Source organism: Burkholderia sp. 9120 (genome assembly GCF_000745015.1).
GTDB lineage: Bacteria > Pseudomonadota > Gammaproteobacteria > Burkholderiales > Burkholderiaceae > Paraburkholderia.
Genome location: NZ_JQNA01000001.1, coordinates 829,966 through 854,793, shown reverse-complemented (window position 1 = coordinate 854,793; position 24,828 = coordinate 829,966). Strand labels below are relative to the sequence as shown.

The 24,828-nt window shown below is 63.6% G+C and carries 21 protein-coding genes; 14 read left to right on the top strand and 7 right to left on the bottom strand.

From position 1 onward, the window contains the following. Positions 1-9 precede the first annotated feature (9 nt). From leuC to FA94_RS03690, 3 genes are all read left to right on the top strand, one after another. Positions 10-1,431, top strand: a complete 1,422-nt coding sequence (leuC, locus tag FA94_RS03700) for a 3-isopropylmalate dehydratase large subunit (RefSeq protein ID WP_035546852.1) — start codon at positions 10-12, stop codon at positions 1,429-1,431. Beyond that, positions 1,428-2,054 carry a 3-isopropylmalate dehydratase small subunit gene (leuD, locus tag FA94_RS03695; protein ID WP_035546850.1) on the top strand — a complete coding sequence of 209 codons (627 nt, stop codon included), beginning with the start codon at positions 1,428-1,430 and terminating at the stop codon, positions 2,052-2,054. Before leuC ends, leuD begins: the two co-directional genes overlap by 4 nt. Before the next feature lie 137 nt (positions 2,055-2,191). Then, complete coding sequence (locus FA94_RS03690) at positions 2,192-3,544, top strand: dicarboxylate/amino acid:cation symporter (protein WP_051980351.1); 1,353 nt, start codon at positions 2,192-2,194, stop codon at positions 3,542-3,544. Between the two features lie 17 nt (positions 3,545-3,561). Here the strand turns inward: FA94_RS03690 and FA94_RS03685 are convergent, their stop codons facing one another. Then, positions 3,562-4,404: a helix-turn-helix transcriptional regulator gene (locus tag FA94_RS03685; RefSeq protein ID WP_051980350.1), complete on the bottom strand. Its 843-nt coding sequence runs from the start codon at positions 4,402-4,404 to the stop codon at positions 3,562-3,564. Positions 4,405-4,622: 218 nt separating this feature from the next. Between FA94_RS03685 and FA94_RS03680 the strand changes: the two genes are divergently transcribed. The 3 genes from FA94_RS03680 (at position 4,623) to FA94_RS03670 (ending at position 9,069) form a co-directional block, all read left to right on the top strand. After that, positions 4,623-5,732 (top strand): extracellular solute-binding protein, encoded by a 1,110-nt coding sequence (locus FA94_RS03680; protein ID WP_051980348.1) that lies wholly within the window; start codon positions 4,623-4,625, stop codon positions 5,730-5,732. 102 nt (positions 5,733-5,834) lie between these two features. Next, positions 5,835-7,403, top strand: a complete 1,569-nt coding sequence (locus tag FA94_RS03675; protein ID WP_035546848.1) for a DUF3138 family protein — start codon at positions 5,835-5,837, stop codon at positions 7,401-7,403. A gap of 7 nt (positions 7,404-7,410) precedes the next feature. Further along, the gene (locus FA94_RS03670; protein ID WP_081935655.1) at positions 7,411-9,069 is read left to right on the top strand and encodes an amidohydrolase; all 1,659 of its coding nucleotides are present in this window, start codon (positions 7,411-7,413) and stop codon (positions 9,067-9,069) included. Between the two features lie 331 nt (positions 9,070-9,400). Here the strand turns inward: FA94_RS03670 and FA94_RS03665 are convergent, their stop codons facing one another. Further along, positions 9,401-10,105, bottom strand: a complete 705-nt coding sequence (locus FA94_RS03665) for a TetR/AcrR family transcriptional regulator (RefSeq protein ID WP_035546847.1) — start codon at positions 10,103-10,105, stop codon at positions 9,401-9,403. Positions 10,106-10,274: 169 nt separating this feature from the next. Here FA94_RS03665 and FA94_RS03660 point away from each other — a divergent pair, with 169 nt between their 5' ends. The 3 genes from FA94_RS03660 to FA94_RS03650 are packed head-to-tail and all read left to right on the top strand — an operon-like array spanning position 10,275 to position 13,392. Continuing rightward, positions 10,275-11,192: an SDR family oxidoreductase gene (locus FA94_RS03660; RefSeq protein WP_051980347.1), complete on the top strand. Its 918-nt coding sequence runs from the start codon at positions 10,275-10,277 to the stop codon at positions 11,190-11,192. Continuing rightward, the gene (locus FA94_RS03655; protein ID WP_035546844.1) at positions 11,189-12,868 is read left to right on the top strand and encodes an acyl-CoA synthetase; all 1,680 of its coding nucleotides are present in this window, start codon (positions 11,189-11,191) and stop codon (positions 12,866-12,868) included. Before FA94_RS03660 ends, FA94_RS03655 begins: the two co-directional genes overlap by 4 nt. Next, on the top strand, positions 12,865-13,392 hold the full coding sequence (locus FA94_RS03650; RefSeq protein ID WP_035546836.1) for an Lrp/AsnC family transcriptional regulator: 528 nt from the start codon (positions 12,865-12,867) through the stop codon (positions 13,390-13,392). The genes FA94_RS03655 and FA94_RS03650 overlap by 4 nt, the downstream gene beginning before the upstream one ends. A gap of 62 nt (positions 13,393-13,454) precedes the next feature. Here FA94_RS03650 and FA94_RS03645 read toward each other — a convergent pair whose 3' ends face one another. Then, positions 13,455-13,865 carry a DUF2000 domain-containing protein gene (locus FA94_RS03645; RefSeq protein ID WP_035546834.1) on the bottom strand — a complete coding sequence of 137 codons (411 nt, stop codon included), beginning with the start codon at positions 13,863-13,865 and terminating at the stop codon, positions 13,455-13,457. Positions 13,866-14,160: 295 nt separating this feature from the next. Here FA94_RS03645 and FA94_RS03640 point away from each other — a divergent pair, with 295 nt between their 5' ends. The 4 genes from FA94_RS03640 (at position 14,161) to FA94_RS03625 (ending at position 17,512) form a co-directional block, all read left to right on the top strand. Beyond that, positions 14,161-14,559: a VOC family protein gene (locus tag FA94_RS03640; RefSeq protein ID WP_035546832.1), complete on the top strand. Its 399-nt coding sequence runs from the start codon at positions 14,161-14,163 to the stop codon at positions 14,557-14,559. 110 nt (positions 14,560-14,669) lie between these two features. Beyond that, positions 14,670-15,356 (top strand): tat (twin-arginine translocation) pathway signal sequence, encoded by a 687-nt coding sequence (locus FA94_RS03635; RefSeq protein WP_035546830.1) that lies wholly within the window; start codon positions 14,670-14,672, stop codon positions 15,354-15,356. Positions 15,357-15,386: 30 nt separating this feature from the next. Next, positions 15,387-16,973, top strand: a complete 1,587-nt coding sequence (locus tag FA94_RS03630; RefSeq protein WP_035546827.1) for a GMC family oxidoreductase — start codon at positions 15,387-15,389, stop codon at positions 16,971-16,973. Between the two features lie 188 nt (positions 16,974-17,161). Then, complete coding sequence (locus FA94_RS03625) at positions 17,162-17,512, top strand: ribbon-helix-helix domain-containing protein (RefSeq protein ID WP_035546825.1); 351 nt, start codon at positions 17,162-17,164, stop codon at positions 17,510-17,512. 33 nt (positions 17,513-17,545) lie between these two features. On the opposite strand, the gene FA94_RS37180 is transcribed toward FA94_RS03625, so the two are convergent. Then, entirely contained in the window at positions 17,546-18,712 is a 1,167-nt protein-coding gene (locus FA94_RS37180) for a hypothetical protein (RefSeq protein ID WP_156126511.1), read from the bottom strand. 199 nt (positions 18,713-18,911) lie between these two features. Between FA94_RS37180 and FA94_RS03615 the strand changes: the two genes are divergently transcribed. Beyond that, positions 18,912-19,292 (top strand): DUF5594 family protein, encoded by a 381-nt coding sequence (locus tag FA94_RS03615; RefSeq protein ID WP_035546822.1) that lies wholly within the window; start codon positions 18,912-18,914, stop codon positions 19,290-19,292. A 145-nt stretch (positions 19,293-19,437) separates the two neighbouring features. Here FA94_RS03615 and FA94_RS03610 read toward each other — a convergent pair whose 3' ends face one another. The 3 genes from FA94_RS03610 to FA94_RS03600 all read right to left on the bottom strand — a co-directional run bounded on the left by FA94_RS03610 (position 19,438) and on the right by FA94_RS03600 (position 24,516). Next, a complete protein-coding gene (locus FA94_RS03610) occupies positions 19,438-21,018 on the bottom strand; it encodes a methyl-accepting chemotaxis protein (protein WP_035546819.1) in 1,581 nt (526 codons plus the stop codon). A gap of 31 nt (positions 21,019-21,049) precedes the next feature. After that, entirely contained in the window at positions 21,050-22,849 is a 1,800-nt protein-coding gene (locus FA94_RS03605; protein WP_035546817.1) for a methyl-accepting chemotaxis protein, read from the bottom strand. 275 nt (positions 22,850-23,124) lie between these two features. Next, a complete protein-coding gene (locus tag FA94_RS03600) occupies positions 23,125-24,516 on the bottom strand; it encodes an aminotransferase-like domain-containing protein (RefSeq protein ID WP_035546815.1) in 1,392 nt (463 codons plus the stop codon). Positions 24,517-24,828 lie beyond the last annotated feature (312 nt).

The window sequence follows — 24,828 nt, the reverse complement described above, 5'->3', positions numbered from 1 at the left end:
GTGTCCATCATGTCATCTCCCTCTCTTACCCTTTATCAGAAGCTGGTCGATTCGCACGTCGTCAAACGGATCGATGCGCAAAACGTGCTGCTGTATGTCGATCTGCATCTGATGAACGAATACACCAGCCCGCAGGCATTCAGCGCGTTGAAGGACAAAGCGCGCAGTGTGCGTCGTCCGAAGCAGCAGCTTGCGGTGGTCAGCCATATCATCCCGACGCACGCGGAATCGCCGCGCGTGATTCGCGATGCCGCTTCGCTGTTGCAGGCGAATAATCTGGCGCGCAATTGCCACGCGGCCGGGATTCAACTGCACGACGCCAACGACCCTCTGCAAGGCATCGAACATATCGTCGCGCCGGAGCGCGGTCTGATTCGCCCCGGCATGGCCGTGCTGTGCGGCGACAGCCACACCACCACGTATGGCGCGCTCGGTGCGCTCGGTTTCGGCATCGGCACGTCGGAGGTCGAGCACGTGCTCGCCACGCAGACGCTGGTCTATCGCGTCGCGCAGACCATGCGTATCACGATCGACGGCGCGTTGCCGTACGGCACCTCGTCAAAGGACGTGATTCTGTGGATCATCAGCCGGATCGGTGCGCAGGGCGCGCGCGGCTATGCGGTGGAATTCGACGGCTCGACGATCGCGTCGCTGTCGGCGGAAGCGCGCATGACCGTGTGCAATATGACCGTCGAAGCGGGCGCGCGCGCCGCGCTCATCGCGCCCGACGCGACGACGTTCGACTATGTCCGCGCGCATGCCACGTCGCTGGATGACGCCGCCTGGAACGCCGCGCTGAACGACTGGCGCGAACTGAAATCGGACCCGGACGCGCGCTTCGATATCGAACATCGTTTCGATGCGCACGACGTCGCGCCGTTCGTCACGTGGGGCACGAGTCCCGATCAGGCCATCGCGGTCGACGCGCCCATTCCGTCGGCCGCCGCCCAGGCCACGCCGGAAGCCGCCGCGTCGTTGCAGCGCGCGCTCGACTACATCGGCCTCGACGCCGGGCAGCCGATTGCCGGCACGCCGATCGATCGCGTGTTTATCGGCTCCTGCACCAACGGACGTATCGAAGACTTGCGCATCGTCGCGTCGATCGTGGCAGGTCGCCATGTCGCGCAAGGCGTACGCGCGATGATCGTGCCGGGCTCGGGCAGCGTGCGCCGCCAGGCGGAAGCCGAGGGCGTGGCCGCGACGCTGCGCGAGGCGGGCTTCGAATGGCGCGAGCCGGGCTGTTCGATGTGTCTCGCGATGAACGACGATTTTCTGACGGCCGGCGAGCGCTGCGCGTCCACCACCAACCGCAATTTCGAAGGACGCCAGGGACGCGGCGGCCGGACTCATCTGATGAGCCCCGCGATGGCGGCGGCGGCGGCCTTGACCGGACGTATCACCGACGTCCGCACGCTGGAGACGCAATCATGAGCGCAAGATCCACGAGACTCGCCAACATTGACGGCACGGCCGCGCCGTTGCCGATCGACAACCTCGACACCGATCAGATCATGCCGAAGCAGTTTCTGCGCATTATCGACAAGGCCGGACTCAGCGAGGGGCTGCTTTACGATTTGCGTTTCGATGCGCAAGGCGCGCTGCGCGACGATTGCGTGCTGAATCAACCCGCGTATCGCGGCGCGCGCATTCTGCTGGGCGGCGCGAATTTCGGTTGCGGGTCGAGCCGCGAACACGCGGTCTGGGGGCTTCAGCAAGGCGGTTTCGACGCCATCGTCGCGCCGGGCTTCGCGGAGATTTTCTATTCGAACGCGATGAATAACCGCTTGTTGCTGGTGCAACTGGAACGCGAGCAGATCGACGTGCTGCTGCGCGACGCTATGGCCCATCCCGCCGCGCAACTGCGTATCGACATCGAGCAACAAACCGTGACGTCCGCCGACGGCCTCGTTTTCCCGTTCCCGCTTGGCGCGCGGCATAAACAGATGGTGATCGAAGGCATGGACACGATCGACCTCACGCTCGCTTCTTTGCCTGACATCGAGGCGTTCGAGCGGAATCACTTCGCCCGGCATCCCTGGGCCGCCGTGTTGTAACCGCTAGCTAGTCAGCTAGTCCGCCAGGCGGCGCGTCGCACGGCGCCGCCGCTCAACCGCAACGCGTGACCGATTCCCCGCGAGAAGGGAAGGGACACGCTTTGCCAAAAATTTGCCTGAGGCAAACCGGAGGAGACATGAAACGCAAACCGCTTTACAAGGTGCTGTACGTGCAGGTGATCGTCGCGATCGTGATCGGTGTGGCCTTCGGTCATTATTGGCCGACGCACGCGGTGGCGATGAAACCGCTCGGCGACGCCTTTATCAAACTCGTACGCATGATCATCAGCCCGGTGATTTTCTGCACGGTCGTGACCGGCATTGCGAGCATGCACGACATGCGCAAGGTGGGCCGGGTCGGCGGCAAGGCGCTGCTTTATTTCGAGGTCGTCTCGACGCTGGCGCTGGCGATCGGTTTGCTGGCCGCCCATGTGCTGCAACCCGGTGCGGGCTTCAACGTCGACCCCGCCACACTCGACGCCGGCGCGGTGTCGTCCTATACGGCGCAAGCCGCGCATGGCGAAGGGCTCGCGGGCTTCTTCATGCACATCATTCCGGACACGTTTGCCGGCGCGTTCACGCAGGGTGACATTCTGCCGGTGCTGCTGATCGCCATGCTGTTCGGCACCGCGCTGGCCGTGATGGGCGAGCCCGCCAAACCGCTGATCGGCCTGATCGAACTGCTGTCGAAAACCTTCTTCAGAATCGTGCGGATGATCACCAGCCTCGCGCCGCTCGGCGCATTCGGCGCGATTGCCTTCACGATCGGCAAATACGGCATCGTCTCGCTGCTGCCAATGATGAAACTGATCGGCACGTTTTATCTGACCGCGTTCCTGTTCGTCTCGTGCGGACTCGGCCTGATTGCGCGCGCCTGCGGATTCAGTCTGTGGCGCTTCGTGGTGTACATCAAGGACGAACTGCTGATCGTGCTCGGCACGTCGACCTCCGAAGCCGCGCTGCCGCAGTTGATGGAGAAGCTCGAACGGCTCGGCTGCTCACGCGGGATCGTCGGGCTCGTGGTGCCGACCGGCTACTCGTTCAATCTGGACGGCACCAATATCTACATGACGCTGGCGGTGCTGTTTCTCGCTCAGGCCACCAATACGCATTTGACGCTCACGCAGGAGATCACCTTGCTGGCGGTGACGATGCTCACGTCGAAGGGATCGACGGGGGTGACGGGCGCGGGTTTTATCACGCTGGCCGCGAGTCTTTCCGTGGTGCCGACCGTGCCAGTGACGGCGATGGTGCTGATACTCGGTATCGACCGTTTTATGTCCGAGTGCCGGGCATTGACCAATACGATGGGCAACGGCGTGGCGTCGATCGTGATTGCGGCGTGGGAGAAGGAACTGGATCGCGACCGGTTGAAGGCGGCGCTGGCGAAACCGGGGCGTGGGGTGTTGGCGGCGGCGCAGGCGGAGTTGGAAGTGGCGGCCACGCCGCGCGCCGTGCAGGAACGGGAAGAAGCGCCGCGCTCGGCCTGATCCGGGACTGCGCGAAACTACACTACTGTCGCGGTCGCCGCCTCGCAGCCATGCACCGCCGACAGCAGCGCGCGCCGCGAACTCACGCCGAGCTTCGCGAACGCGCGCTTCGCGTAGGTTTCGACGGTGGACTCCTTCACGCCCATAGCGTGCGCGATCGACAGCGTGGTCATGCCCTTTACGAAGGCCGAGCAGACGCTCGCCTCACGCGACGACAGCAGGATCGCACGCCGTGTCAGATACGCTTGCAATACGTCGGCGGGCGCCACCTTGTTGACGTTGTCGTCGAGCGGCACGCCGACCATGCGCGTATGCAGTTCCGCCAGCGGCAGCAGCATCTGACCGAGATGTTTGAGCACGCTAAGCTCGTGCAGCGAGAACGCCGGCAGGCGCCGCGCGCGGCACACGGAGAGCGAATAGGCGCTGCCGTTCGAGCGCCGCACCACCAGGCACTCATCGTGAATATTGGCGACGTCGTAGATCAGACTGCGAATCTCGGCGTCTTCGATCGCCTGCGAGGACAGATGAATCAGCTCGATCTGTTCGACATCGGAGATCCGGTCATTGAGCGGGTCCCGCTCCGCGAAGCTGCCGAAATACGTTTCCATGGTCCGCTGGATCTGCTCCGGATCGCCGCCATAGCTGCCGATCCATTCCATGCGGCGCGTCCGGTCGGCATGCGGCAAAACACGCGCGCGCATCAGATGCAGCGAATCGCAGTCGACGAACTGCCTGACGCAATCGAACATTTGCCGCAGAAAGCGTGACGAACCGGCGCAGTCGACGACCGGGCCCAGCGCGCTCGACAGCGCGGCCAGTTGACCGACCGCGAGCGGGGTGAAGGAGTGTGGAGCGTTCATGGCCTTGGGTGGCGGGCGAAGGCCCGCGGCAGCTTTCACTGATAACACGAAAAAAACCGTGCGCCCACTGCGGCTAACCCGCCGCCGTCCGTCCGCCGCGATGAGACGTCGCACGCTATATCCACCGTGTCCCCCCGTAGTCGGGACAGACGGCCGGATTTCGCCTCCCTAGACTCTCTCCATCGTTACATCATCGTGAATCGGGGACGGAGGTCGGGATGGAAATCAGCGGGTGGAGTAGCAGGTGGGCGCGGCCGTTGCGGGCGCTGTCGGTAGGTTTGCTGGCCGCTGCGGCACACGCGGACCCGGCGGTGGTGAATATCTACAACTGGGGTAATTCGATCGGCAAGGATACGGTCGCGAACTTCGAGAAAGCGACCGGCATTCATGTCGTCTATCAGGAGTTCGACAGCAACGAGACCTTGCAGGCCAAGTTGCTGTCAGGCAGTTCCGGCTATGACGTGGTAGTGCCGTCGGACGCGTTCTGGGCGAAGCAGGTGGCGGCGGGCATCTACCAGCCGCTCGACCGGACGAAGCTGCCGAACTACGCGCTGCTCGACCCGAAACTGATGGCGCTGCTCGCCGCCGACGACCCCACTCACCAGTACGGCGTGCCGTGGAGCTGGGGCACGGACGGCTTCGGCATCAACGTCGAGAAAGTGCAGGCGGCGCTCGGCAAGGACGCGAAGCTCGACGGACTCGATCTGCTATTCGATCCGAAGAACGCCGCGAAGCTGAAGAGCTGCGGCATTTCGCTGATCGATTCGCCGCGCGACGTGTTCGGCAGCGTGCTGCTCTACATGAAGCGCGATCCGAACAGCGCGAATCCCAAAGACTACCAGGACGCGCTGACTGTGTTGAAGGGCATCCGCCCGTACATCGCGCAGTTCAGCACCGGCAGCTATATCGGCGATCTGGCGAACGGCGACATCTGCCTCGCGCTCGGCTGGTCCGGCGACGTGAATACCGCGCGGCGGTCCGCGCTGGACGCGCACCGCTCGTACCACATCAAATACATTCTGCCGAACGAGGGCGGCCCGATCTGGTTCGACGTGATGGCCGTGCCGAAAGACGCGCCGCATCCGGAGGCGGCGCTGAAGTGGGTCAACTTCGTGCTGTCGGAAAAGGAGAGCGCGAACCTGACGAACGACACCTCGTATCCCACGGCGGTGTCGAGTGCGTCGAAGCTCGTGCATGCGGATGTGCTGGCCGATCCGGCTGTGTTCCCAACGTCGGGAGATTTCAACAAGCTGTTCGCGGTCAAGCCGTTGCCGACTGAAATCAACCGCCTGGTGACGCGTCTGTGGCAGCAATACAAAACCGACTGACGGCCTGATCCGGCCGCTTCAAACCCACCTCACCAATACGCATTCCGCCGCCGCGTCTCGCGACGCGGTGCGGATCAACACGTCCATTCGATGTCTTCCATCATGAAACTGAAAGTGATTGTTCTGGTGAGCGCGCTCGCGTTCCAGTGCGCGGCGTTTGCCGCGCAGACGGACGCCGCGGCACGGCCATCGGTCGCCACGCAACTCGATGCGTTGCAGGCGCAGATCACGGCGCTTCAGGCGCAGATTCATAGCTTGCAGGCGAAGGCGAAAGCGCCGGCTGTGGCGAGCGCGACAGCGGGGACGGCGCCGGGCACGGCGCCGGCATCCGCATCGGCCGCCGACAACGCTGTGCGCGACCCCGCCGCGTTGACGCGCGATTTCCAGGCCATGCATGAACAGGTCAACAACCTCACGCTGAAAACCGATTCGCTCGAAGACGCCGCTACCACCGGCCCGCTCGCCGGCCTGAGCGTGACCGGCTATCTCGACCCGCTGTATCTGTACAACCGCGCGCGCCGTTCGGGCAGCTTCCAGTTCGTCAATCACGATCCGGGCGTGTACGACTATTTCGAAAGCCAGATCGGTGACGTCTATCTCGACATCAAGAAGACCTTCGGCGTCGGGCCGCTCGCGCCAGCCGCGGAAATCGTGATCCAGCCGAATCGTGGCGTGGGCTCGACGCTAAGCAGCGGGCACGGCAGTGTCGGCAACAACATCCTGACGCAGGCCGATGTGACGGTGCCGCTCAACTCGCTGACCACGTTCACGGCCGGTCTGTTGCAGAGTCCGATCGGCTACGAGCCGCAACCGTCGAATCAGATGCTGACGCTCACGCACAACCTGCTGTACGACTTCAGCGAACCCGCGGGCATGGTCGGCATTGGTCTGAAGGGCAATAACGCGATCTTCACGCATTTCTGGCAGGTGTATCTGTCGAACGAGCAGTTGCGTACGTCGGCGGCGATCGTGAACGGTCCGGACAACACGTCGCATAGCAACTGGGTGCCGTCGCTGACCGCGCGCTTCGACGACGTGCTATCTACCGCGTTAGACATCGGTGTGGCCGGTATGGTTGGCCGCTCGACGCTGTTCTCGCCGTGCGCGAATCCTGGCGGCTACGGCTATCAATGCAGCGCGTCGACGCCGTTCGGCATGATGCGCTACGTCGAAACCGACCTGACCTACACGCGCGACAAACTGCAATTGAATGCGCAACTCGATTACGGCGATCAGCAGAAAGGCGCGTACGACGGTGGCACGGCGCGCTGGTACGGCTTCTCATTGCAGGGGCACAAGAAGTGGACCTCGGCGTGGCTCGGCCATATGGGCGCGACGCTGCGCTTCGACTATCTGAACGACACCGCCAACGGCGGCGGCGCGCCGAACATTCTGTACGGGCTCGCGGGTGGCAATCCGGCGGTGAACGCGAGCAGCGGCTTTGGCATCGACCCCGCGTGCTTCGCGGCGTCCACGCGCAACGGCACCGAATGCAAGGGCGCGGCGCACTACGACATCACCGCCGACCTGCTGTTTTTCCCGACCCAACAGATCACGCTGAAGTTCGAATACCGGCATGACCAGGCGAATCATCCGGTGTTCCTGATGAACGACGGCACCTATTCACGCGCCAACGACATTCTGGCGACCCAGTTCATCTATTCTTTCTGAGCACGACATGAGCCACTTTTCACACGATTCACACGACGCGGCGCGCGAGAATCTGCGCTACCGCAACTGCACGTTCGTCAACGGCACGATTTATACGGGTGGCACGACGCCTACCGTGGTGCCCTGTCTCGCTGTGCGCGACGGCGTGATTGCGTACGCGGGCAGCTATGCGGATTTGCCGGCGGAGTTGCATGCGGCCGAACAGGTCGACTTGCGAGGCCGCATGATCGTGCCAGGTTTCACGGACTCGCACGCCCATCCGGTCGAAGGATTCCAGCTCACATGCGACGCCGATCTCGGCGATGCCCATTCACTCGACGCGATCGCGCACCAGGTCCGCGAATGCGCCGCGCTGCATCCGCAGCGCAGTTGGGTGATGGCGGGCAACGTCGCGCTCGAAGCGCTCGGCGCCCAGTTGAACCGCAGCGCGCTCGACACGATGGTCGGCGACCGGCCGCTGTTGCTGATCGGTCATGACGTCCATTCCGGTTGTCTGAATACCGCCGCGCTGCGGGTGCTTGGCGTGAGTGCGACGACGCCGGACCCGGAAGGCGGGATCTACGAGCGCGACGCGCACGGCGCGCCCACCGGAGTCGTCCATGAAGCCGCGTTGTATGGACTGTTTCGCCATCTGCCGCAAATGGGCGCCGACGAATCCGCGCGCGCTTTGCAGAAAGCGCAGCGCCAGGCGCACGAAAACGGTATCACGGGATGGTTTGAAGCGATGGTCGGTCAGCGGCTCGTCGATGCCTATGTGCGAGCGCGAGACAGCGGCAATCTGAAGGCCAATGTGAGCCTTGGGTTGCTGGTGTCGCCGAATCTGGCGCTCGCGCCGCAGATCGGGAAGCTGATCGATTGGCGTCGTCAGTACGACGGTGGCCGCGTGCGTTTGCATACGGCGAAGATCTTTATCGATGGCGTGCTGGAGAGTCACACCGGCGCGTTACTCGACAACTATGCCGATGTGGATCACAACGGTGCCGCGCATTGGACGCCGGCGCAGTTGCATGAGGCTGTGTTTGCCGCTGACGCGGCGGGCTTCGATCTGCATTTTCATACGATCGGCGACCGCGCGGTGCGGATGGCGCTCGATACGCTCGAGGCGCTGAATCGCGAACGTGGGCGGCGTGATCGGCGTGCGCAATTGGCACATGTGCAGTTGATCGATCCTTTGGACGTGCCGCGGTTCGCGGAGACGGGGGCGATTGCTTCGGTGCAGGCCGTGTGGGGGAGTGTTGCGCCGGGTTTAAAGGCGCTTTATACGCAGTTGCTTGGGGAGCGGCGGATGAGCCGGCAGTACGCGTTTGGTGATTTGCAGCGGGGTGGGGCGATGTTGTCGGGGGGCTCCGACTGGCCTGTTTCCACGCAGAACCCGCTGGTGGCGATTGAGACCGCGTTGCGGCGGGCGGCGCCTGGGGATGTTGCAGATGTGCCGTTTTTGCCGGAGCAGAGTGTTGGGGTTGAAGCGATGCTTAAGGCTTATACGCATAACTCTGCTTTTAGCCTCAGGTTTGATGGTGAGGCTGGGGTGCTGGCGGTTGGGCGGCCGGCTTCGTTGGCTGTGTTGAGCGGTGATGTGCGGGATGTGGCGCCGCATCGCGTCGCGGAGGTGCAGGTGGGGATGACTCTGTTTGAAGGGGAAAGGGTTTTTGGTGGGGTTGAGTAGGTGGTGCTGTTGGTGTTGCTGTTGCTGTTGTGTTGGCCTCTCCTTGGTTTGTTAGTGGTCTATTGGCGTTCCCCCTGTGCGGGGGGCACCTACTTTTCTTTGCATGCCGCAAAGAAAAGTAGGCAAAAGAAAGCGGCTCACACCGCTAGCTCATAAGCGGGTTTCGTGGTCCACCACCAGCGGTGGACCATCTGGAATCCGTGCTCTCGCACACTCCGCACGCGTGACAAGGCCGTCATTCATCCCGCCTCGCGCTCTGCGCTCGCCGGGACGGTTTGCTATCAACCCTGCGCTGTGGTTCGGGCGGCGGTTATTCTGCCTTCTGCCTGGCTTACTTCGATTCCGCAGCCTCGAATCGCTTTACCGCGCCGACGATATCGTTACGCAACTGCTTTAACGCGGCCTGTCGCGTATCGGGTGGTACGAGTCCTTGCCATAGCAGATCGCTCAACGACGCAGCCGTCGCTTCAATGTCGACAGCCTTCTGTTTGCGTACCGCGTCCCACAACACGTGCTCCATCGGACCATAAACCGCCGAACGCAGCAGGCCGAGCGGCATGTCGTCCCGTACGTCGCCACCGGCAACACCCTCGGCAAGTACCTGCATCATCGGCGCCGTATAGCGTCGCTGCAGTTCGACAATGACGTCGCCGAACTTGTCGTCCTTCTCGCGTCCCTCGGAAAGAATCAGCGCGCACAAGCCGGTTCCGTCCACCGTTAGCCGGTAAAGATGCGTGCGCACCAGATACGCGAACTTGCTGCGCGTGCCGTCGATCAGCGGTAATTCTCCCTCCACCTGCGCGATGATTTCATCGTACCAATTGCCCAGCACGCGCACGCATAAATCCCGCTTGCTGGCGAAGTACGTGAAGATCGTCGCCTCCGATACGCCCACCCGGCGCGCAATCTCCGTCATCGTGGCGGACGCATAGCCGACCTCGGAGAACACGAGCCGAGCCGCCTCCAGAATAGCCCTGAGACGTTGCTCGGAACGCGCCTGCACAGGCACGCGGCGGGATGCGGCGGAGACGGTCATTGTCGATAAAAGAAGAGTGGAGTTGTTGGAGTTGAGTCTAGCTCAAATGTATTTGAAGTGATAGCTTTGGCTAAAGGTGCGCTAAAAAATGCATTCGACACTGTGCGTTCATATAACTTGAGCTAAACTCAAAAAACTATATCGAGCAGCTTGTGAAGGAGACACCCGAATGCCCACCGCTTCGCCGAGTACTTCGCCGCCGTTGAGCGGCTACCGTTCCGTCTTCCGCGAAGGCCTGTTCGCAGGCAAGATCGTCGTCGTCACCGGGGCGGGCAGCGGGCTGGGCCGCTGTACGGCGCATGAACTCGCGTCGCTGGGCGCAACGATTGCATTGATCGGCCGTAGCGCGGACAAACTCGAAGCCGTGCAAGCCGAACTTGTCGCCGATCATCAAAATGTCAGCGGCCATCGCATCTACTCGTGCGATATCCGCAACGAACAACAGGTGCGCGACACGGTCGCCGCCGTCGTTCAGGACCTCGGTCAGATCGACGGCCTCTTCAATTGCGCCGGCGGCCAATTCCCCGCGAAGCTGGAGGCGATCTCGCTGAACGGCTGGGACGCCGTCGTGCGCAACAACCTGCACGGCACGTTCCTCATGTCCCGCGAGTGCTATACGCAATGGATGCAGCACCACGGCGGCGCAATCGTCAACATGCTGGCCGACATCTGGGGCGGCATGCCCGGCATGGGCCACTCGGGCGCGGCGCGCGCGGGCGTGTGGAACTTCACGGAAACGGCCGCGTGCGAATGGGGTCACTCAGGTGTCAGGGTCAACGCGGTCGCGCCGGGCTGGATCGCTTCCGCCGGCATGGACAGCTATGACGAAAGCTACCGCGCGCTGCTGCGCTCGCTGAAACACAAAGTGCCGCTGCAACGCTTCGGCACCGAATCCGAACTGGCGAGCGCGGCCGTGTTTCTGCTGTCGGAGGCGTCGGCATTTATCAACGGCACGGTGATTCGCGTGGATGGCGGCGTGCCGAACGCGCGCCATTCATGGCCGCTGCCCGCCGCCGAGCGTACGATCGAATACAACGGTTTCCCACGCTATCAACCGCCGACCGGCTTGCAGGAGCAGACACAATGAATCTCGACGGCCAGACCTACGAATCGCTGACGGCCAGCTTCGCGTGGCGGATTCCGCCGCGCTACAACATCGGCGTCGATGTCTGCGACAAATGGGCCGACGGTTCCGGACGTCTCGCGCTGATCTATGAAGATCCCGAAGGCCGGGCCACGCACTACACGTTCGACGAATTGAAGGCGCTGTCGGATCGTTTCGCCAACGCACTGCTCGCAGCGGGCGCGCAACGCGGCGACCGCATCGGCATCTTTCTGTCGCAGTCGATCGAGACGGCCGTCGCGCATCTCGCCGCGTACAAGGCGGGCATGGTGGCGGTGCCGCTGTTCGCGCTGTTCGGCATCGATGCGATCGAACATCGCCTGGGCGACAGCGGCGCAGTCGCGTTAATCACCGACAACGCGGGCGTGCAAAAGATCGCCGAGATTCGCGCGGCCTTGCCGGCGCTACGCAATGTGTTCAGCGTGGATATCGCCGATGAAAGCGCCTACGACGCCGCGCAAGCCAACCCCGTGCGTTCGTTCTGGCACGCGCTGAACAATGCGCCTGCCGAGTTCACGCCGGCCGATACCAGCGCCGACGATCCCGCCGTCATCATCTACACGTCCGGCACGACCGGCAAACCGAAGGGCGCGTTGCATGGCCATCGCGTTCTGCCCGGGCATCTGCCGGGCGTCGAACTGTCGCAGCAGGGTTTCCCCGTGCAGGCCACGCTCATGTGGACGCCCGCCGACTGGGCGTGGATCGGCGGGCTGTTCGACGTGCTGCTGCCGTCGTGGCATCACGGCGTGGCCGTGCTGGCGCGCCGCTTTGCGAAATTCGACGGCCAGGCCGCGTTCGATCTGATGGCGCGTCACGCGGTGTCCCATACGTTTTTGCCGCCCACGGCATTGAAGATGATGCGCGGCGTCGAGCATCCCGAGCGCTGGCCGCTCGCGCTGCGCTCGGTGGCGAGCGGCGGCGAATCGCTCGGTGAGGAACTGATCGATTGGGGCCGCAAAGCGCTCGGCGTCACGATCAACGAGTTCTATGGGCAAACGGAGTGCAACGTGGTGGTGTCGTCGTGCGCGGCGCTGTTCGAGCCGTGCTTCGGCGCGATCGGCCGCGCGGTGCCGGGGCATCATGTCGCGATTGTCGACGCCGACGGCAACGAACTGCAGCAAGGCGCGATCGGCGATATCGCGGTGGCCGCGCCCGATCCGGTGATGTTCCTCGGCTACTGGGGCAACGAAGCGGCCACGCGCGAGAAATACCGCGGCAAGTTTCTCGTGACCGGCGACCTCGGCACGCGCGACGCGGACGGCTTTATCCGCTTCGTCGGTCGCGGCGACGACGTGATCACCAGCGCCGGTTACCGGATCGGCCCGGCTTCGATCGAGGATTCGCTGCTGCGTCATCCGGCGGTGTCGATGGCGGCCGTGATCGGTGCGCCCGATCGCGAACGCACCGAAATCGTCATGGCGTTCGTCGTGCTGAAACCCGGCTTTATCGGCGACGACGCCTTGGTGCGCGAGATCCAGCAGCATGTCAAAACGCGTCTCGCCGCGCACGAGTATCCGCGCGAGATCCGCTTTGTCGACAGCCTGCCGTTGACGGCGACCGGCAAGGTGATTCGCCGGGCGTTGCGCGCCGGACTCGGGCAAGATGGCGAGCATCCCGCCGCCAAACCTGAATCCCGATGACCGACAATTCCCGTCCACCTGCGAGCCGAACCGGCAAGGCACTGAAGACGCCCGGCGCGCAACCGGCCGTCGCGGCCGTGCTCGACGACACGGACCGCAAACTGCTGGCCCTGCTCGCGGAAGACGCCACGCGCACCTACGCGGAACTCGGCAAGCTACTGTTCCTGTCGGCGCCCGCGGTGCACGAGCGCGCGCGGCGTTTGAAGAAGGAAGGCGTGATCAAGGCCACCGTCGCCGCGCTCGATGCCGCGCGTCTGAATCGTCCGTTGCTCGCGTTCGTGCATGTCGATACGACGAGCTGGGCGGTCACGCGGCAACTGCTGGCGCTCAAGGAGCTCTCGGACGTCGAGGAGATTCACACCGTGACGGGCGAGAGCGCGATGCTGCTCAAAGTCCGCACGCGCGATACGCAGACGCTCGAACAACTGCTGGCGCGGATTCATGCGATTGAAGGCTTCACGGGCACGCGCAGTTATATCGCGCTGACCACGTATCTGGAGCGTGGGCCGAGTCCGGAGTTGTGACGTGGGTGCGGTGACGTCACCGCGTCGCTGCGATATCGCGTCACCACGTCCCACGTTGCCGCTCACGCGTGCAGCGACAAACCCTTAACCGCTTTATCGACCGCCTTCTTCAACCCGCGCACCGCCAGCCCGACGAGATCGGGCGCGTCCGCGGGTTCCGCGCGGAACACCTCGCGATTCGCCTGATCGTGGCCGGTGGAGAACATCGCGCGCACATAGACGGCGCGCGTCAACTCCCGCTCGATGCCCTGACGGAACGCGCGCAGCAAACCCGCGCTGTCCGCCTGATACACCATCATCGGTTGGCCGAGCAGCCGCGCGTGCTGGCGGCCGGCGGCGTCTTCATACGGTTCGCCTAGTGCTTCGGGCGCGGCGCCCGCGATACCCGTCGCGAGAAACGCGGTGACATTGAGTTTTTGCCATACGGCCAGATCGTCCAGCACGATGATGGCGACCTTCGTATCGAATTCCATCTTCTACATCGCTCCACAGCGCGTTAGCGCACAGATAAAAAACTGATCTACTGCCGAATGTTAGGGAAAGCACGGCGCTTGTGCACGCCCTCGCGGTAAAAACGAATGCGCTTCGCCGAACCTGCGTTGGCGTGGCGTCGCGAGCGGTTTTTGCCGAATCCCATTCGGCGCGCGCGTGCTGCAATGCAACCTGACACGCACGCAACATAGGGCAAGTCCCTGGCGCGATTTAGCCGTGCATTACCACTCGCGTGGGCAGCCTCCTAAACTTGAATCAAACAAGGAGGGGACACCGATGGCCAAACTCATCCACACGATGATCCGCGTGCAGGATCTGCCGCGTTCTCTGCAGTTCTATCAGAAGGCTTTCAATTTCGACGTCTCGCACCGGCTCGACTTTCCGGAGTTCGCGCTGGTCTATTTGCGCAACCACGAAGCCGACGCGGAAATAGAACTGACCTGGAATAAAGGCCGCGCGGAACCGTATTCGCACGGCGACGGTTACGGTCATGTCGCCTTCTGCGTGGACGACGCGAAAAGCGAGCGGCAGCGGCTGATCGAGCTCGGCATGACGCCCAACGATCTACGGGAATTTCACAACGACGGCGGCGAATTGCTGGCGCGCTATTTTTTCATTCAGGACCCTGACGGCTACAAGATCGAAGTGTTGGAACGCTACGGCCACTATCAATAGAACAGGCAATCCGGCGGCCGCCGCGGGTTGAGCAATACCCCACAGAAATTATCTTGCATGGGACCTGGGTCAGCGCAAACGCGCCGGCTCCGGTCAACAAGGAGACAGACATGAAGACAACGGTCATTCCGATCGTCGCGTCCGATCACGCACACGCCACGCATCATCATCATGAGCCCGGGCACGGCCATGAGCCTCACCATGACCACGAGCATCGCGCGGGGCAGGCGGCGGCCGTGGCCCTGCGCATTCCGCTCACGCGACGCGCGCTGTTGCGGGGCACCGGCGTGCTGATGGGCACGCTGGCGTTGTCGTCGGTACTGTCGACGCTTGCGCCGAGCCGCGTATGGGCGCTCGAACTGCAAGGGCTCGACACGCATCAGGGCGAAGTGATTCTCGCCTTCACGCGGCAACTCTATCCGCACGCCACGCTCGACAACGCGGTGTATGCGCTGGTGGTCAAGGATCTCGACACGAAGGCGAAAGCCGATCCGGCGGTGCGTCAGCAGCTCGCTGACGGCGTCAAACAACTCGACGCGCAGGCCGGTTCGGACTGGCTCAAGCGGCCGCCCGCCGATCAGGCGCAGGACGTCGCGGCGCTCGCCGGTACGCCGTTCTTCAACACGATCCGCAGCACGGCGGTGGTGTCGCTGTACGCCAACACGATGGCGTATGCGCATTTCGGTTATGGCGCGTCGGAGGGCGACGGCGGTTATCTGACCAAGGGGTTCAACAGTCTCTCGTGGCTGCCGAATCCGCCGGCCGGGGCGAGTGGTCCGATCCCGTCGGACAGTTAATCGACACTGAATCGACACTGGAGACACGATATGAATCAGGACAACAACAAGGTGCGGTTTTCGCACAACGACGACAAGGTCGTCGTGATCATCGGCTCAGGCGCGGGCGGCGGTACGCTCGCCAACGAACTGGCGCAGAAGGGCATCGACGTCGTCGTGCTGGAAGCCGGCAAACTGCACACGCAAGCTGATTTCACCACCGACGAATGGGGCGCGTTCCAGATGCTGTCATGGCTCGACAAACGCACCACGTCAGGCACCTGGCGCGTCGCCAAAGACTTCCCGAATCTGCCCGCATGGATCTGCAAAACAGTCGGCGGCACCACCACGCACTGGGCAGGCGCGAGCCTGCGCATCCAGCCGCACGAGTTCAAGGCGAAGACCACCTACGGCGATATCAAGGACGCCAATCTGCTCGACTGGCCGCTCACCCGCGCGGAACTCGATCCCTACTACGACCGCGCGCAGCAGAAGATGGGCGTGACGCGCACCAACGGTCTGCCGGGTTTGCCGGGCAACAACAACTTCAAGGTGATGTCGGCCGGCGCGATGAAGGTCGGCTACAAGGAATGCAACACCGGCCATATGGCGATCAATAGCGTGGTGCGCGACGATCGCGCGCATTGCTTCCAGCGTGGCTTCTGTTTTCAGGGCTGCCGCACCGGCGCGAAATGGTCGACGCTGTACACCGAGTTGCCGCGCGCCCAGGCCACCGGGCATATGGAATTGCGCACCCAGGCGCACGTGGTGCGAATCGAGACCGACGCGCGCGGCAAAGCGAAAGAGGTGTTGTACTACGACAGCAACGGTAAATTGCAGCGGCAGAAAGCACGCATCATCGCCGTGGCCGGCAATTCGATCGAAACGCCGCGCCTGCTGTTGAACTCGCATTCGAGCAAGTTCCCGCAAGGACTTGCGAACGGTTCGGGCCAGGTGGGCCGCAATTACATGCGCCACACCACGGGCTCGGTGTACGCGGTGTTCAACGACAAAGTGGACATGTTCAAGGGCACCACGATGGCCGGCATCATCGAAGACGAGGCGGTGTTCAATCCGCAGCGTGGTTTCGCGGGCGGCTATCACCTGGAGACCGTGTCGCTCGGGCTGCCGTTTTACGCGGCGTTTCTGAATCCCGGCGCGTGGGGCCCGACCTTCGCGCAGGCGATGGATCAGTACGCGTACACGGCGGGCATGTGGATTGTCGGCGAGGACATGCCGCGCGACAGCAATCGCGTGACCTTGAATACCGACGTGAAAGATCAGTACGGCCAGCCGGTCGCCAACGTGCATTTCGACGATCATCCTAACGACGAAGCCATGCGCGAGCACGCGTTCAAGCAGGGCACCGCGGTGTATGAGGCGGCCGGCGCGAAGACGGTGTATCGCGTGCCGCCGTATCCGTCCACGCACAACCTCGGCACCGCGCGCATGAGCGCGCGTGCCGAAGACGGCGTGTGCAACAGCTTCGGCCAGACGCACGAAGTGTCGAACCTGTTCATCTCGGACGGCAGCCAGTTCACCACCGGCGCGGCGGAAAACCCGACCATGACGATCGTGACGCTGGCGATCCGTCAGGCCGATCACATCGCGGCGCAGATGGGCAAACGCACGGTGTAGCGGGGTGCGTCGGTTGGTGCGTTGGTTGGTTCGTTGGCTGGTTGGTTAGTTTGTCGGGGCCAGCGCGGCGTTCGGGTTCGACGCGATTGTCGGGCCGCGAAGGCCGGCGTATGTTGACCAGAAGCGGCGGGGTGCGGCGGCGTCATGAAGACGCCGCCGCATGCGCTGCGAAACACGGAGCAAACGTCATGTGTGGGATCTACATCAACGCCGATCCGATCCTCTATGAATCGCGCACCCGCTCGTTGCGGATTCACGGAGTGATCACGACAGTCCGGCTGGAAAATCTGTTCTGGGACGTGCTGCACGAAATCGCCGCGCGCGAGAGCATGACGACCAGTCAGTTCGCGGTCAAACTCTACGACGAACTGATCGCGTTGCGCGGCGAAATGCCGACCAACTTCGCTTCGTTTTTGCGGGTGTGCTGTCTGCGCTATCTGTCGATGCGCACGGAGAAGGGCGTCACCATCTCCGAGACGGCGCCTGAAATGACGGCGGCCGTGAGCGAAGCACGGCCGCGGATTCTGAAGACGGTTTGACGTGTAACGCGCGACAAGGTGAGCGTCACGCGGTTACGGAAACATGTTGCGCTTCGGAAATTCCTGATCGCTTTCCCAGATGCCGGAGTGTTGACGCTGCGCGAGTAGCCATTTGCCGTCGACAAAGCGGTAGGTTTCGTAGCGCGTCACGAAATCGTCGTCGTCGCCGGTGCTGTCTTTTTTGTCGAAGTCCGGGCTGCACCTCACCTGTTGAATCTCATCGGCGCCGCCTTTGCGCGACGGCGAAATCTTCCAGGCCGCCTTGCCGGTCGCGGCGAGCACCAGCGCGCTGCTTTTGCCGTCGTCCGTGGTGTATTGCACGGGGTCCAGCGACTGCCTGGCCGGCATCAGGATTTGCGTGGCGGGGCCGCTGTAGGAACCCATCGGCGCGGTGGCGTCCACCGTCAGAAACAGCACGGGACCGGGCAGACCGTGCAGCGGCGCGGGCTCGACGCGGGCCAGCGGATAGTCCAGTTGTCGCGTGGCCGCAATCGCGCCCGACGCAGACACGAGGCGCAACTGAGCTTTCACGAGCGGCTTCGGATCGTTGCCGGGCAGACCTTCTTCCGACGCACCCGTGCCCCATAGCTGCTTTTGCAGCGCGGGCGTGATGCGTTCGTCTTCGAGCAGTTCGATCGAATCGCCATCCAGGCCGGGTGCGCGCTGCGTGACGTGGTAGCCGTCAGGGGCGGCAACGGTGGGCGTGGGCGTTGCGGGTTTGGCGGGCGCTGCCGGTGTTGCCGGTGTTGTTGCTGTTGCCGCAGGCGCTTGAATTGGCGTCGGCATCGGCGCTGCCGCTGACGCTTGCACGGCCGGTTGCGATGCCGCAGCGTCGTCGGTAAATACCGGCGAGAAATCGATGTTCGGCACGACGAATGTCTCGACTGTCGTCGCACCTGGACGCTGGTAGCTCACCACCGACGTATTCTTGCGCGCCGTCAGCACGTTGACGGTAATGCCCGGTTGAATGTCGATGCAGCCACCCGCCTGGGCTTGCGCGAGTTGCTCGGCCGTGGCCGTCGCGCCGTGGCTGCGGCTCTCGCCGTTGGGCAGCGTGAGTTGCGCGAGCGCTTGCGCCGATACACACATCACACCGGGCTTCGTCGCGATCAGATCGGCCGCCATGGCCTGCGTGCTGAACCATCCGGCAGCAGCGAGCAGGCAAGCGATTCGGGTTGGCCACCGCGTTGTGAAATGCATCTGGAACTGCTTTTGGGATCGCATTTGGAACCGCGTTTGGAACTGCTTCTGGAACATTCACTGCCTCTAATTGTTAGGCTTAGCCGCGGATTATAGGAAACCCCCGTAAGCGCAACAAGCGCGGCACTGACGCAACGGATCCGAGCCCACTCGCATGCTACGATGCTTCGCTCATCGAGCATAAAAGTCGGAGACCCAGATGCACCCGGAGAATGCCGCCCGTTTCGACGAACAGTTTGCGCCGCGTATCGCCGAAGCGATCGCCGCCTGTTTCGCCGCCACCGTGCATACCGAAGTGCTGCCCTACGGCGGTCACGGGCAACCTACACGCGTGCGTATCCATGCCGCGCCGCTCGACAATCTCGGCCACTATCCGCATCCGCTGAATCTGTACCTGACGTGGGACAGCGACGAAATCGAACGACTGATGGGCGCGCAAGGGGAGGCGAGATTCGCGGGCTATCTGGCCGCGCTGCCGCGCAAGCTTGCCGCGTGGAACCACGCGCGCGAACTGGACTTTCTGTCGCACACGCAGGCTGAGCCGGTGGCCTTGATCGGCGGGCTCGACTTCGAATCGTAAGCGGCGCGTAACCTGCGCCGCGTGCCAGAAGCAAAAACGCCGCAACCCGTGCGGCGCTTTACAAGTAGCCAACGAACACGACAACCGCGGCTACAACTACAACTGCCGCTACAACCGGCGCCGCAACAAACGCGGCGCCGCTCCATCAGGCCGTTGCGCCCAACCGGAAGAAACTCACACTCTGCACCAGCCCCGACGCCTTGCTCTGCACCGCGTCGGCAGCGGCGGCGGCTTGCTCGACCAGCGCCGCGTTGCTCTGCGTCACCTGATCCATCTGCGTCACCGCGTCGTTGACTTCGGCGATACCCGTTGCCTGATCGACGCTGGCCGTGGCGATCGCCTCGACGATGCGCGTCACGCTGCCGGCGCTTTGCACCACGCCTTCCATCGTATTGCTCGCGTGATTGATCAACTGCGTGCCGGCGTCGATCGTCGCGACCGATTCGCGAATCAGTGTCTTGATCTCGCGCGCGGCGTCGGCGGAACGTTGCGCGAGGCTGCGCACTTCGCTTGCCACCACCGCAAAACCGCGACCTTGCGTACCGGCGCGCGCGGCTTCGACCGCCGCGTTGAGCGCGAGAATATTGGTCTGCGCGGAAATTGCCTCGACCACCGCAATGATGTCGACGATCCGTTTGGACGCTACGTTGATCTGATCCATCGTGCGCACCGCGTCGGTCATCACGACGCCGCCTTCGCGTGCCGCTTGCGCAGCGGTTTGCGCGAGCGAGGTGGCTTCGCGTGCATTCTCCGCGTTGCGCTGAACCGAGTCGGTGAAATGCTGCATCGATGCGGCGGTTTCTTCGAGCGACGCGGCCTGCTGTTCGGTGCGTGCCGAGAGGTCGAGATTGCCGGCCGCAATTTCCTGCGTCGCCGACGAAATCGTATGCGCGCCTTCGCGAATCTCGTGGACGATCGTGCGCAAACGATGGTTCATGTCGTTCAGCGCCACCAGCAACTGGCCGGTTTCGTCGCTGCTCACCACGGTCACATCGGCACGCAGATCGCCGGCCGCCACCGCCTGCGCGACGCCGACCGCCTGCTTCACCGGCAGCGTGATGCTGCGGCTCAGGAACCACACCGCGAACGCGCCGAGCCCGAGCGAGCCGATCACCACGCTCAGCAGCAGTGCGCTAGCCAGCGTGTAAGCGCTTTGCGCGGCTTCCGCCGTCTTCACGTTCGACGCCTGCGCCTGCTGCATGACGGAAGCGACGATGTCGTCGATCGCGGCCGTCGGCGCGCGGTCGATACCTTTGACGAGGCCGTCCACCACGTGCGCGGTATTCGGATCCGCCGCGTCGTAATGCTTGAGCGCGTCGAGGTAGCTGTCCTGCAACGAGGCGTGCGTGGCGAGGGCATTGTCGACGCCGTCCGCACTCGCGCCGAGCGCGCTCAACTGGTCTTTCAGGCGCGTCAGCGCGGCGTGCGTGGTGCCGCTTTCCTTGCTGAACGCGTCGCGGTATTTGGCGAACGCGGCCGGATCGGCGCCGCGCAGCAGCAGGTCTTTCCACTCCTGCACCTGCTTCTTGAACTCGACCTGGGCGACGCGCGCCGTGTCGGCCGCTTGCGCGTACTGGCTCAAGGTTTGAGCCGACTGGATTTGCAGCGCATGCGTTTCGGACAACGCATGCCAGCCTTCCAGTCCGACTACCATCGTTGCGGCGAGCAGCACCGCGCCAAGTAACGCCAACTTGATGGCGATTTTCAGATTGCGATAGAACGTCACTGCGTGTTTCCCTGGCGTACCGGTAGTGCGATTAATCGAGCTTGAATTGCGTCACTGCGCCCGCGAGGCTCACCGCCTGGCTCTGCAACGCGGCGGCCGCCGCGGTCGATTGCTCGACCAGCGCGGCGTTCTGCTGAACCATTTCGTCGAGCTGGCTGACGGCGCGATTCACTTCCTGAATGCCGCGCGTCTGTTCGTTCGCGGCCTGGGTGATTTCGGAAATGATGGTGGTCACGTTGGCGACATTGCTGACGATCTCCGTCATCGTTTCGCCGGCCTGGCGCACCTGGCCTGACCCTGAAGTGACGCTCGATACCGTCGATTCGATCAGCGCCTTGATTTCCTTCGCGGCCTGCGCGCTGCGTTGCGCGAGGCTTCGCACCTCGCCGGCCACGACCGCGAAACCGCGGCCCTGTTCGCCGGCGCGCGCGGCTTCGACGGCTGCGTTCAACGCGAGAATGTTGGTCTGGAATGCGATGCCGTCGATCACGCCGATGATATCGGCGATCTTCACCGACGCGTGTTCGATTTCACCCATAGTCGTAATCACTTCCGCGATCACCACGCCGCCGCGCGAAGCCACTTGCGACGCGGACACGGCAGTGTCGTCGGCCTGCTTTGCGGCGCTTGCCGATTGCGTGACTGTCGAGGTGATTTCTTCCATCGACGCGGCGGTTTGCTGCAAGCTCGCCGCTGCGGATTCCGTACGGCCCGACAGATCCACGTTGCCCGCGGCGATTTCATTCGCGGCCACCCGCACCGATTCGCTGGCGTCGCGAATCTGGCGCATCACGTGGCTGAGTTTGTCGATGAAGGTGTTGAACGAACGCGCGATCTGCGCGACTTCGTCGTTGCCGTCGGCGGGCAGACGTTGGGTCAGATCGCCTTCGCCCGAACCGATTGCGTCCATCGCGTCGCGCACGTTCGAGAGGCGCTTGAACGATACGGCGGTGACGGCGGCCACGACCGCTGCGGCAATACCCGCGATTACGACCAGCGCGATCAGCGAGGCCGTCAGCAACGAACGCATGCCGGCGGTGGCTTCCGCTTTATCCAGCGCGACGACCGCGTACCAGTCGGTGCCGGGAATCGCTTCGGTGCGCAGCAGTTTGGCGCTGCCGTTCACGTCGACTTCGAGCGGATGCTCGGCGCTGAGGAGGGCGGCCAGTTTGTCGCTGGTGAGTGCGGGGACGAGGTCCGACACGGGCTTCAACGTCAGCTTCGAATCCGGATGTGCAACGATATGGCCGCTCGCGTCGATCAACATGCCAAAGCTCGCGGGCGTCGGATGAATCGCCTTGACGTTGGCGATCACGCTGTCCATCGCGACGTCACCGGAGACCACCGCTTTCACCACGCCGTCGCGCACCACCGGCGCGGCGAACGCGACCACCAGCTTGCCCGTGCCGACGTCCACGTACGGCGGCGTCACGACCGGCTTGCCGGCCGCGGCGGCCTGCTTGTACCACGGACGCCCGGTCGGATCGTAGTCCGGCGGAATGCCGGTCGGGTCGGAGAATTTCGCGGTCTTGTCCGCGTACCCGACATAGACGTTGGTGAACTTGCCCCCGGCGGCAACCAGCTTCAACGCGGCGCTCGGGTCAGGTTGCAACACGGCGTCCTGCAACGAATCGATCATCTGCTTGTGCGTGACGACCCAGTCGTCGATCCCGTCGGCGTGACCGCTTTCGACGGCGTTCAGGCTGTTTTCGATCGCGTCGGCGTTATACGAATTGGCGACGACATAGTTGAGGACCGCGTTGGCGGCGAGCGCAACCACAACGATAGCGACGCACAGGGCAACAATGCGCGCGCGAATGGAAGAGAACATGTCGGGAGTCTTTCGGAGTAAGCAGTGAGCCGTAGTCGGTGAGGCGGGGGCCTCACCAGAGGTATACGGCGTGGGCAGTGTGGACTTGAGCGGGTAATGCTTTCAGTTTGTGACAGAGGCCGTGAGACCCGCTTGTGGCGGGTCGCCGCGATGCTACACAATTTTTCGCGCGGCGCGGGCTTTTCAATAAACACCGAAACCCGCATGAACAGAGGCTCTGCGAGGCGCTATATTCATCAGACAATAACGCTGCGCCGCGTTGCCGCGAGATCGCTTCACATCACCGGAGAATGCAGATGATGCGGATGGTCGAGTGTCTCCGCCACGATGCGCAAAGCCTCGGCGCATTCGTCGCGGGTCTTCGAGCCGCCCAGGCACACGCGCATGGCGTTGGGCGGATTGCCGTCGGTGGAAAACGCCGCGCCCGCGACCGCCGCGATGCCCTGGTTGCGCAACTGCAACGCGAGTTCGGAGGCGCTCCAGCCGCTCGCTACCGGCACCGGCAACCACAGGTGAAAGCCGTCCGGATGTGCGTCATAAGGCCATGCGTCGAGTTGCCGCGTGGCGATCGCCTGGCGCGCCCGCGACTCGTTGCGGATTGCGTTGAGCATGTCGAGCGCGGTGCCATCGGCGATCCATTGCGTGGCCAGCGTGACCGTGAACGGACTCGCCATCACGGTGGTCGCGCGCAACGCGCCGGCGAGGCGCTGCGTTTGACGCGGCGTCGGCGCATGCAGATGCGCGACGCGCAGGCCCGCGCCGAGGCTCTTCGATAAACCGGTCACGTAGTAGGTCAACTCGGGCGCGAAGGTGGCGAGCGCATCTGGCGCGCTTTGCGGCAGCATCGCGTAGGCGTCGTCTTCGATGATCGGCACGCTGTAGCGCAACGCGACGTCGGCCAGCGCCTCGCGCCGTTTGTGCGTGAGCGTGAGCGTGCTCGGATTCTGCAGCGTCGGATTGCAATAGAACGCGCTCGGCTTGTCGGTCTTGCAGAGCGCTTCGAAGGCATGCGCGAGCGGACCTTCGTCGTCGCGCGGTAACGCCTGCAGACGCACGCCGAGTTGCGCGGCGATCGCCTTGATGCCGGGATAGGCGAGCGAGTCGAGGCAGATCGTGCCGCCGGGCCGCGCGAGTTGCGACACCAGCGCCACCAGCGCGCTGTGAATGCCGGGACAAACCAATACGTTCTGCGCATCCGCGTGCGGCACGCGGCGCCGGAGCCAGTCGGCGCCCGCGTCCTTGTCGGCGGCCGAGCCGCCGAAGTCCTGATAGCGCAGCAACTGGTACGGATCGCTGTCGGCCATCCGGCGTGCGGCGGAATCGCGCAGACGGTTCGCGTAATCGGGCGGCTCGGGCGGCGTGTTCATCGACATTTCAATGCTGCTGCCGCCAGTGAGCGGCAACGTGGCGGTGCGGCCGCGCACGAACGTGCCGCTGCCCGCGCGCGAATCGAGCAGGCCGCGTTTGCGTGCCTCCGCGTACGCGCGCGCCACCGTCGTGTAATTCAACGCAAGTTCCTCGGCCAGATCGCGCAGGCCAGGCAAGCGGTCGCGTGGCCGCAGCCGGCCGGTGGCGAGGTCTTCTTCGATCAGATCGGGAATCGCGAGGTAGGCCGGCTTGCGGATGTCGGCGAGACGTTTGATCCAGTGATGGGTTGGGCTGTTCATCGCATGCGCGCTTTCGATTGGAGTGACAGGACCGATAAAAAATTGATCGGATCTAAATGCGATCAATGATCGGATTGATCGCCCGTGGTGAATGACTGCACCATGCCGACACGTTCGCGCCCGCGAATCGCACCCGGCTGGTGCGGTGGCGCGGCGCGGATCGCGCTTGCGCGGCCTGTCCCGGCGGTATGCAAACTTCACACCCGAAAAATTTTTGTGTCGGACTTCGAATCGAGGCGGAATTGATTGCTGATTGATCGCATTCGCGCAGCCGATCAATGGCACGGCCGTTGCATTGAGAGAAGCGCGCAC

What these genes read in the sequence shown, in the direction of transcription:
- leuD (WP_035546850.1), top strand. Translation starts at nt 1,428, where the DNA reads ATGAGCGCAAGATCCACGAGACTCGCCAACATTGACGGCACGGCCGCG.
- FA94_RS03600 (WP_035546815.1), bottom strand. Translation starts at nt 24,516, where the DNA reads ATGAACAGCCCAACCCATCACTGGATCAAACGTCTCGCCGACATCCGC.
- FA94_RS03635 (WP_035546830.1), top strand. Translation starts at nt 14,670, where the DNA reads ATGAAGACAACGGTCATTCCGATCGTCGCGTCCGATCACGCACACGCC.
- FA94_RS03650 (WP_035546836.1), top strand. Translation starts at nt 12,865, where the DNA reads ATGACCGACAATTCCCGTCCACCTGCGAGCCGAACCGGCAAGGCACTG.
- FA94_RS03685 (WP_051980350.1), bottom strand. Translation starts at nt 4,404, where the DNA reads ATGAACGCTCCACACTCCTTCACCCCGCTCGCGGTCGGTCAACTGGCC.
- FA94_RS03645 (WP_035546834.1), bottom strand. Translation starts at nt 13,865, where the DNA reads ATGGAATTCGATACGAAGGTCGCCATCATCGTGCTGGACGATCTGGCC.
- FA94_RS03630 (WP_035546827.1), top strand. Translation starts at nt 15,387, where the DNA reads ATGAATCAGGACAACAACAAGGTGCGGTTTTCGCACAACGACGACAAG.
- FA94_RS03665 (WP_035546847.1), bottom strand. Translation starts at nt 10,105, where the DNA reads ATGACCGTCTCCGCCGCATCCCGCCGCGTGCCTGTGCAGGCGCGTTCC.
- leuC (WP_035546852.1), top strand. Translation starts at nt 10, where the DNA reads ATGTCATCTCCCTCTCTTACCCTTTATCAGAAGCTGGTCGATTCGCAC.
- FA94_RS03655 (WP_035546844.1), top strand. Translation starts at nt 11,189, where the DNA reads ATGAATCTCGACGGCCAGACCTACGAATCGCTGACGGCCAGCTTCGCG.
- FA94_RS03690 (WP_051980351.1), top strand. Translation starts at nt 2,192, where the DNA reads ATGAAACGCAAACCGCTTTACAAGGTGCTGTACGTGCAGGTGATCGTC.
- FA94_RS03625 (WP_035546825.1), top strand. Translation starts at nt 17,162, where the DNA reads ATGTGTGGGATCTACATCAACGCCGATCCGATCCTCTATGAATCGCGC.
- FA94_RS03675 (WP_035546848.1), top strand. Translation starts at nt 5,835, where the DNA reads ATGAAACTGAAAGTGATTGTTCTGGTGAGCGCGCTCGCGTTCCAGTGC.
- FA94_RS03670 (WP_081935655.1), top strand. Translation starts at nt 7,411, where the DNA reads ATGAGCCACTTTTCACACGATTCACACGACGCGGCGCGCGAGAATCTG.
- FA94_RS03640 (WP_035546832.1), top strand. Translation starts at nt 14,161, where the DNA reads ATGGCCAAACTCATCCACACGATGATCCGCGTGCAGGATCTGCCGCGT.
- FA94_RS03615 (WP_035546822.1), top strand. Translation starts at nt 18,912, where the DNA reads ATGCACCCGGAGAATGCCGCCCGTTTCGACGAACAGTTTGCGCCGCGT.
- FA94_RS03605 (WP_035546817.1), bottom strand. Translation starts at nt 22,849, where the DNA reads ATGTTCTCTTCCATTCGCGCGCGCATTGTTGCCCTGTGCGTCGCTATC.
- FA94_RS37180 (WP_156126511.1), bottom strand. Translation starts at nt 18,712, where the DNA reads ATGCATTTCACAACGCGGTGGCCAACCCGAATCGCTTGCCTGCTCGCT.
- FA94_RS03660 (WP_051980347.1), top strand. Translation starts at nt 10,275, where the DNA reads ATGCCCACCGCTTCGCCGAGTACTTCGCCGCCGTTGAGCGGCTACCGT.
- FA94_RS03680 (WP_051980348.1), top strand. Translation starts at nt 4,623, where the DNA reads ATGGAAATCAGCGGGTGGAGTAGCAGGTGGGCGCGGCCGTTGCGGGCG.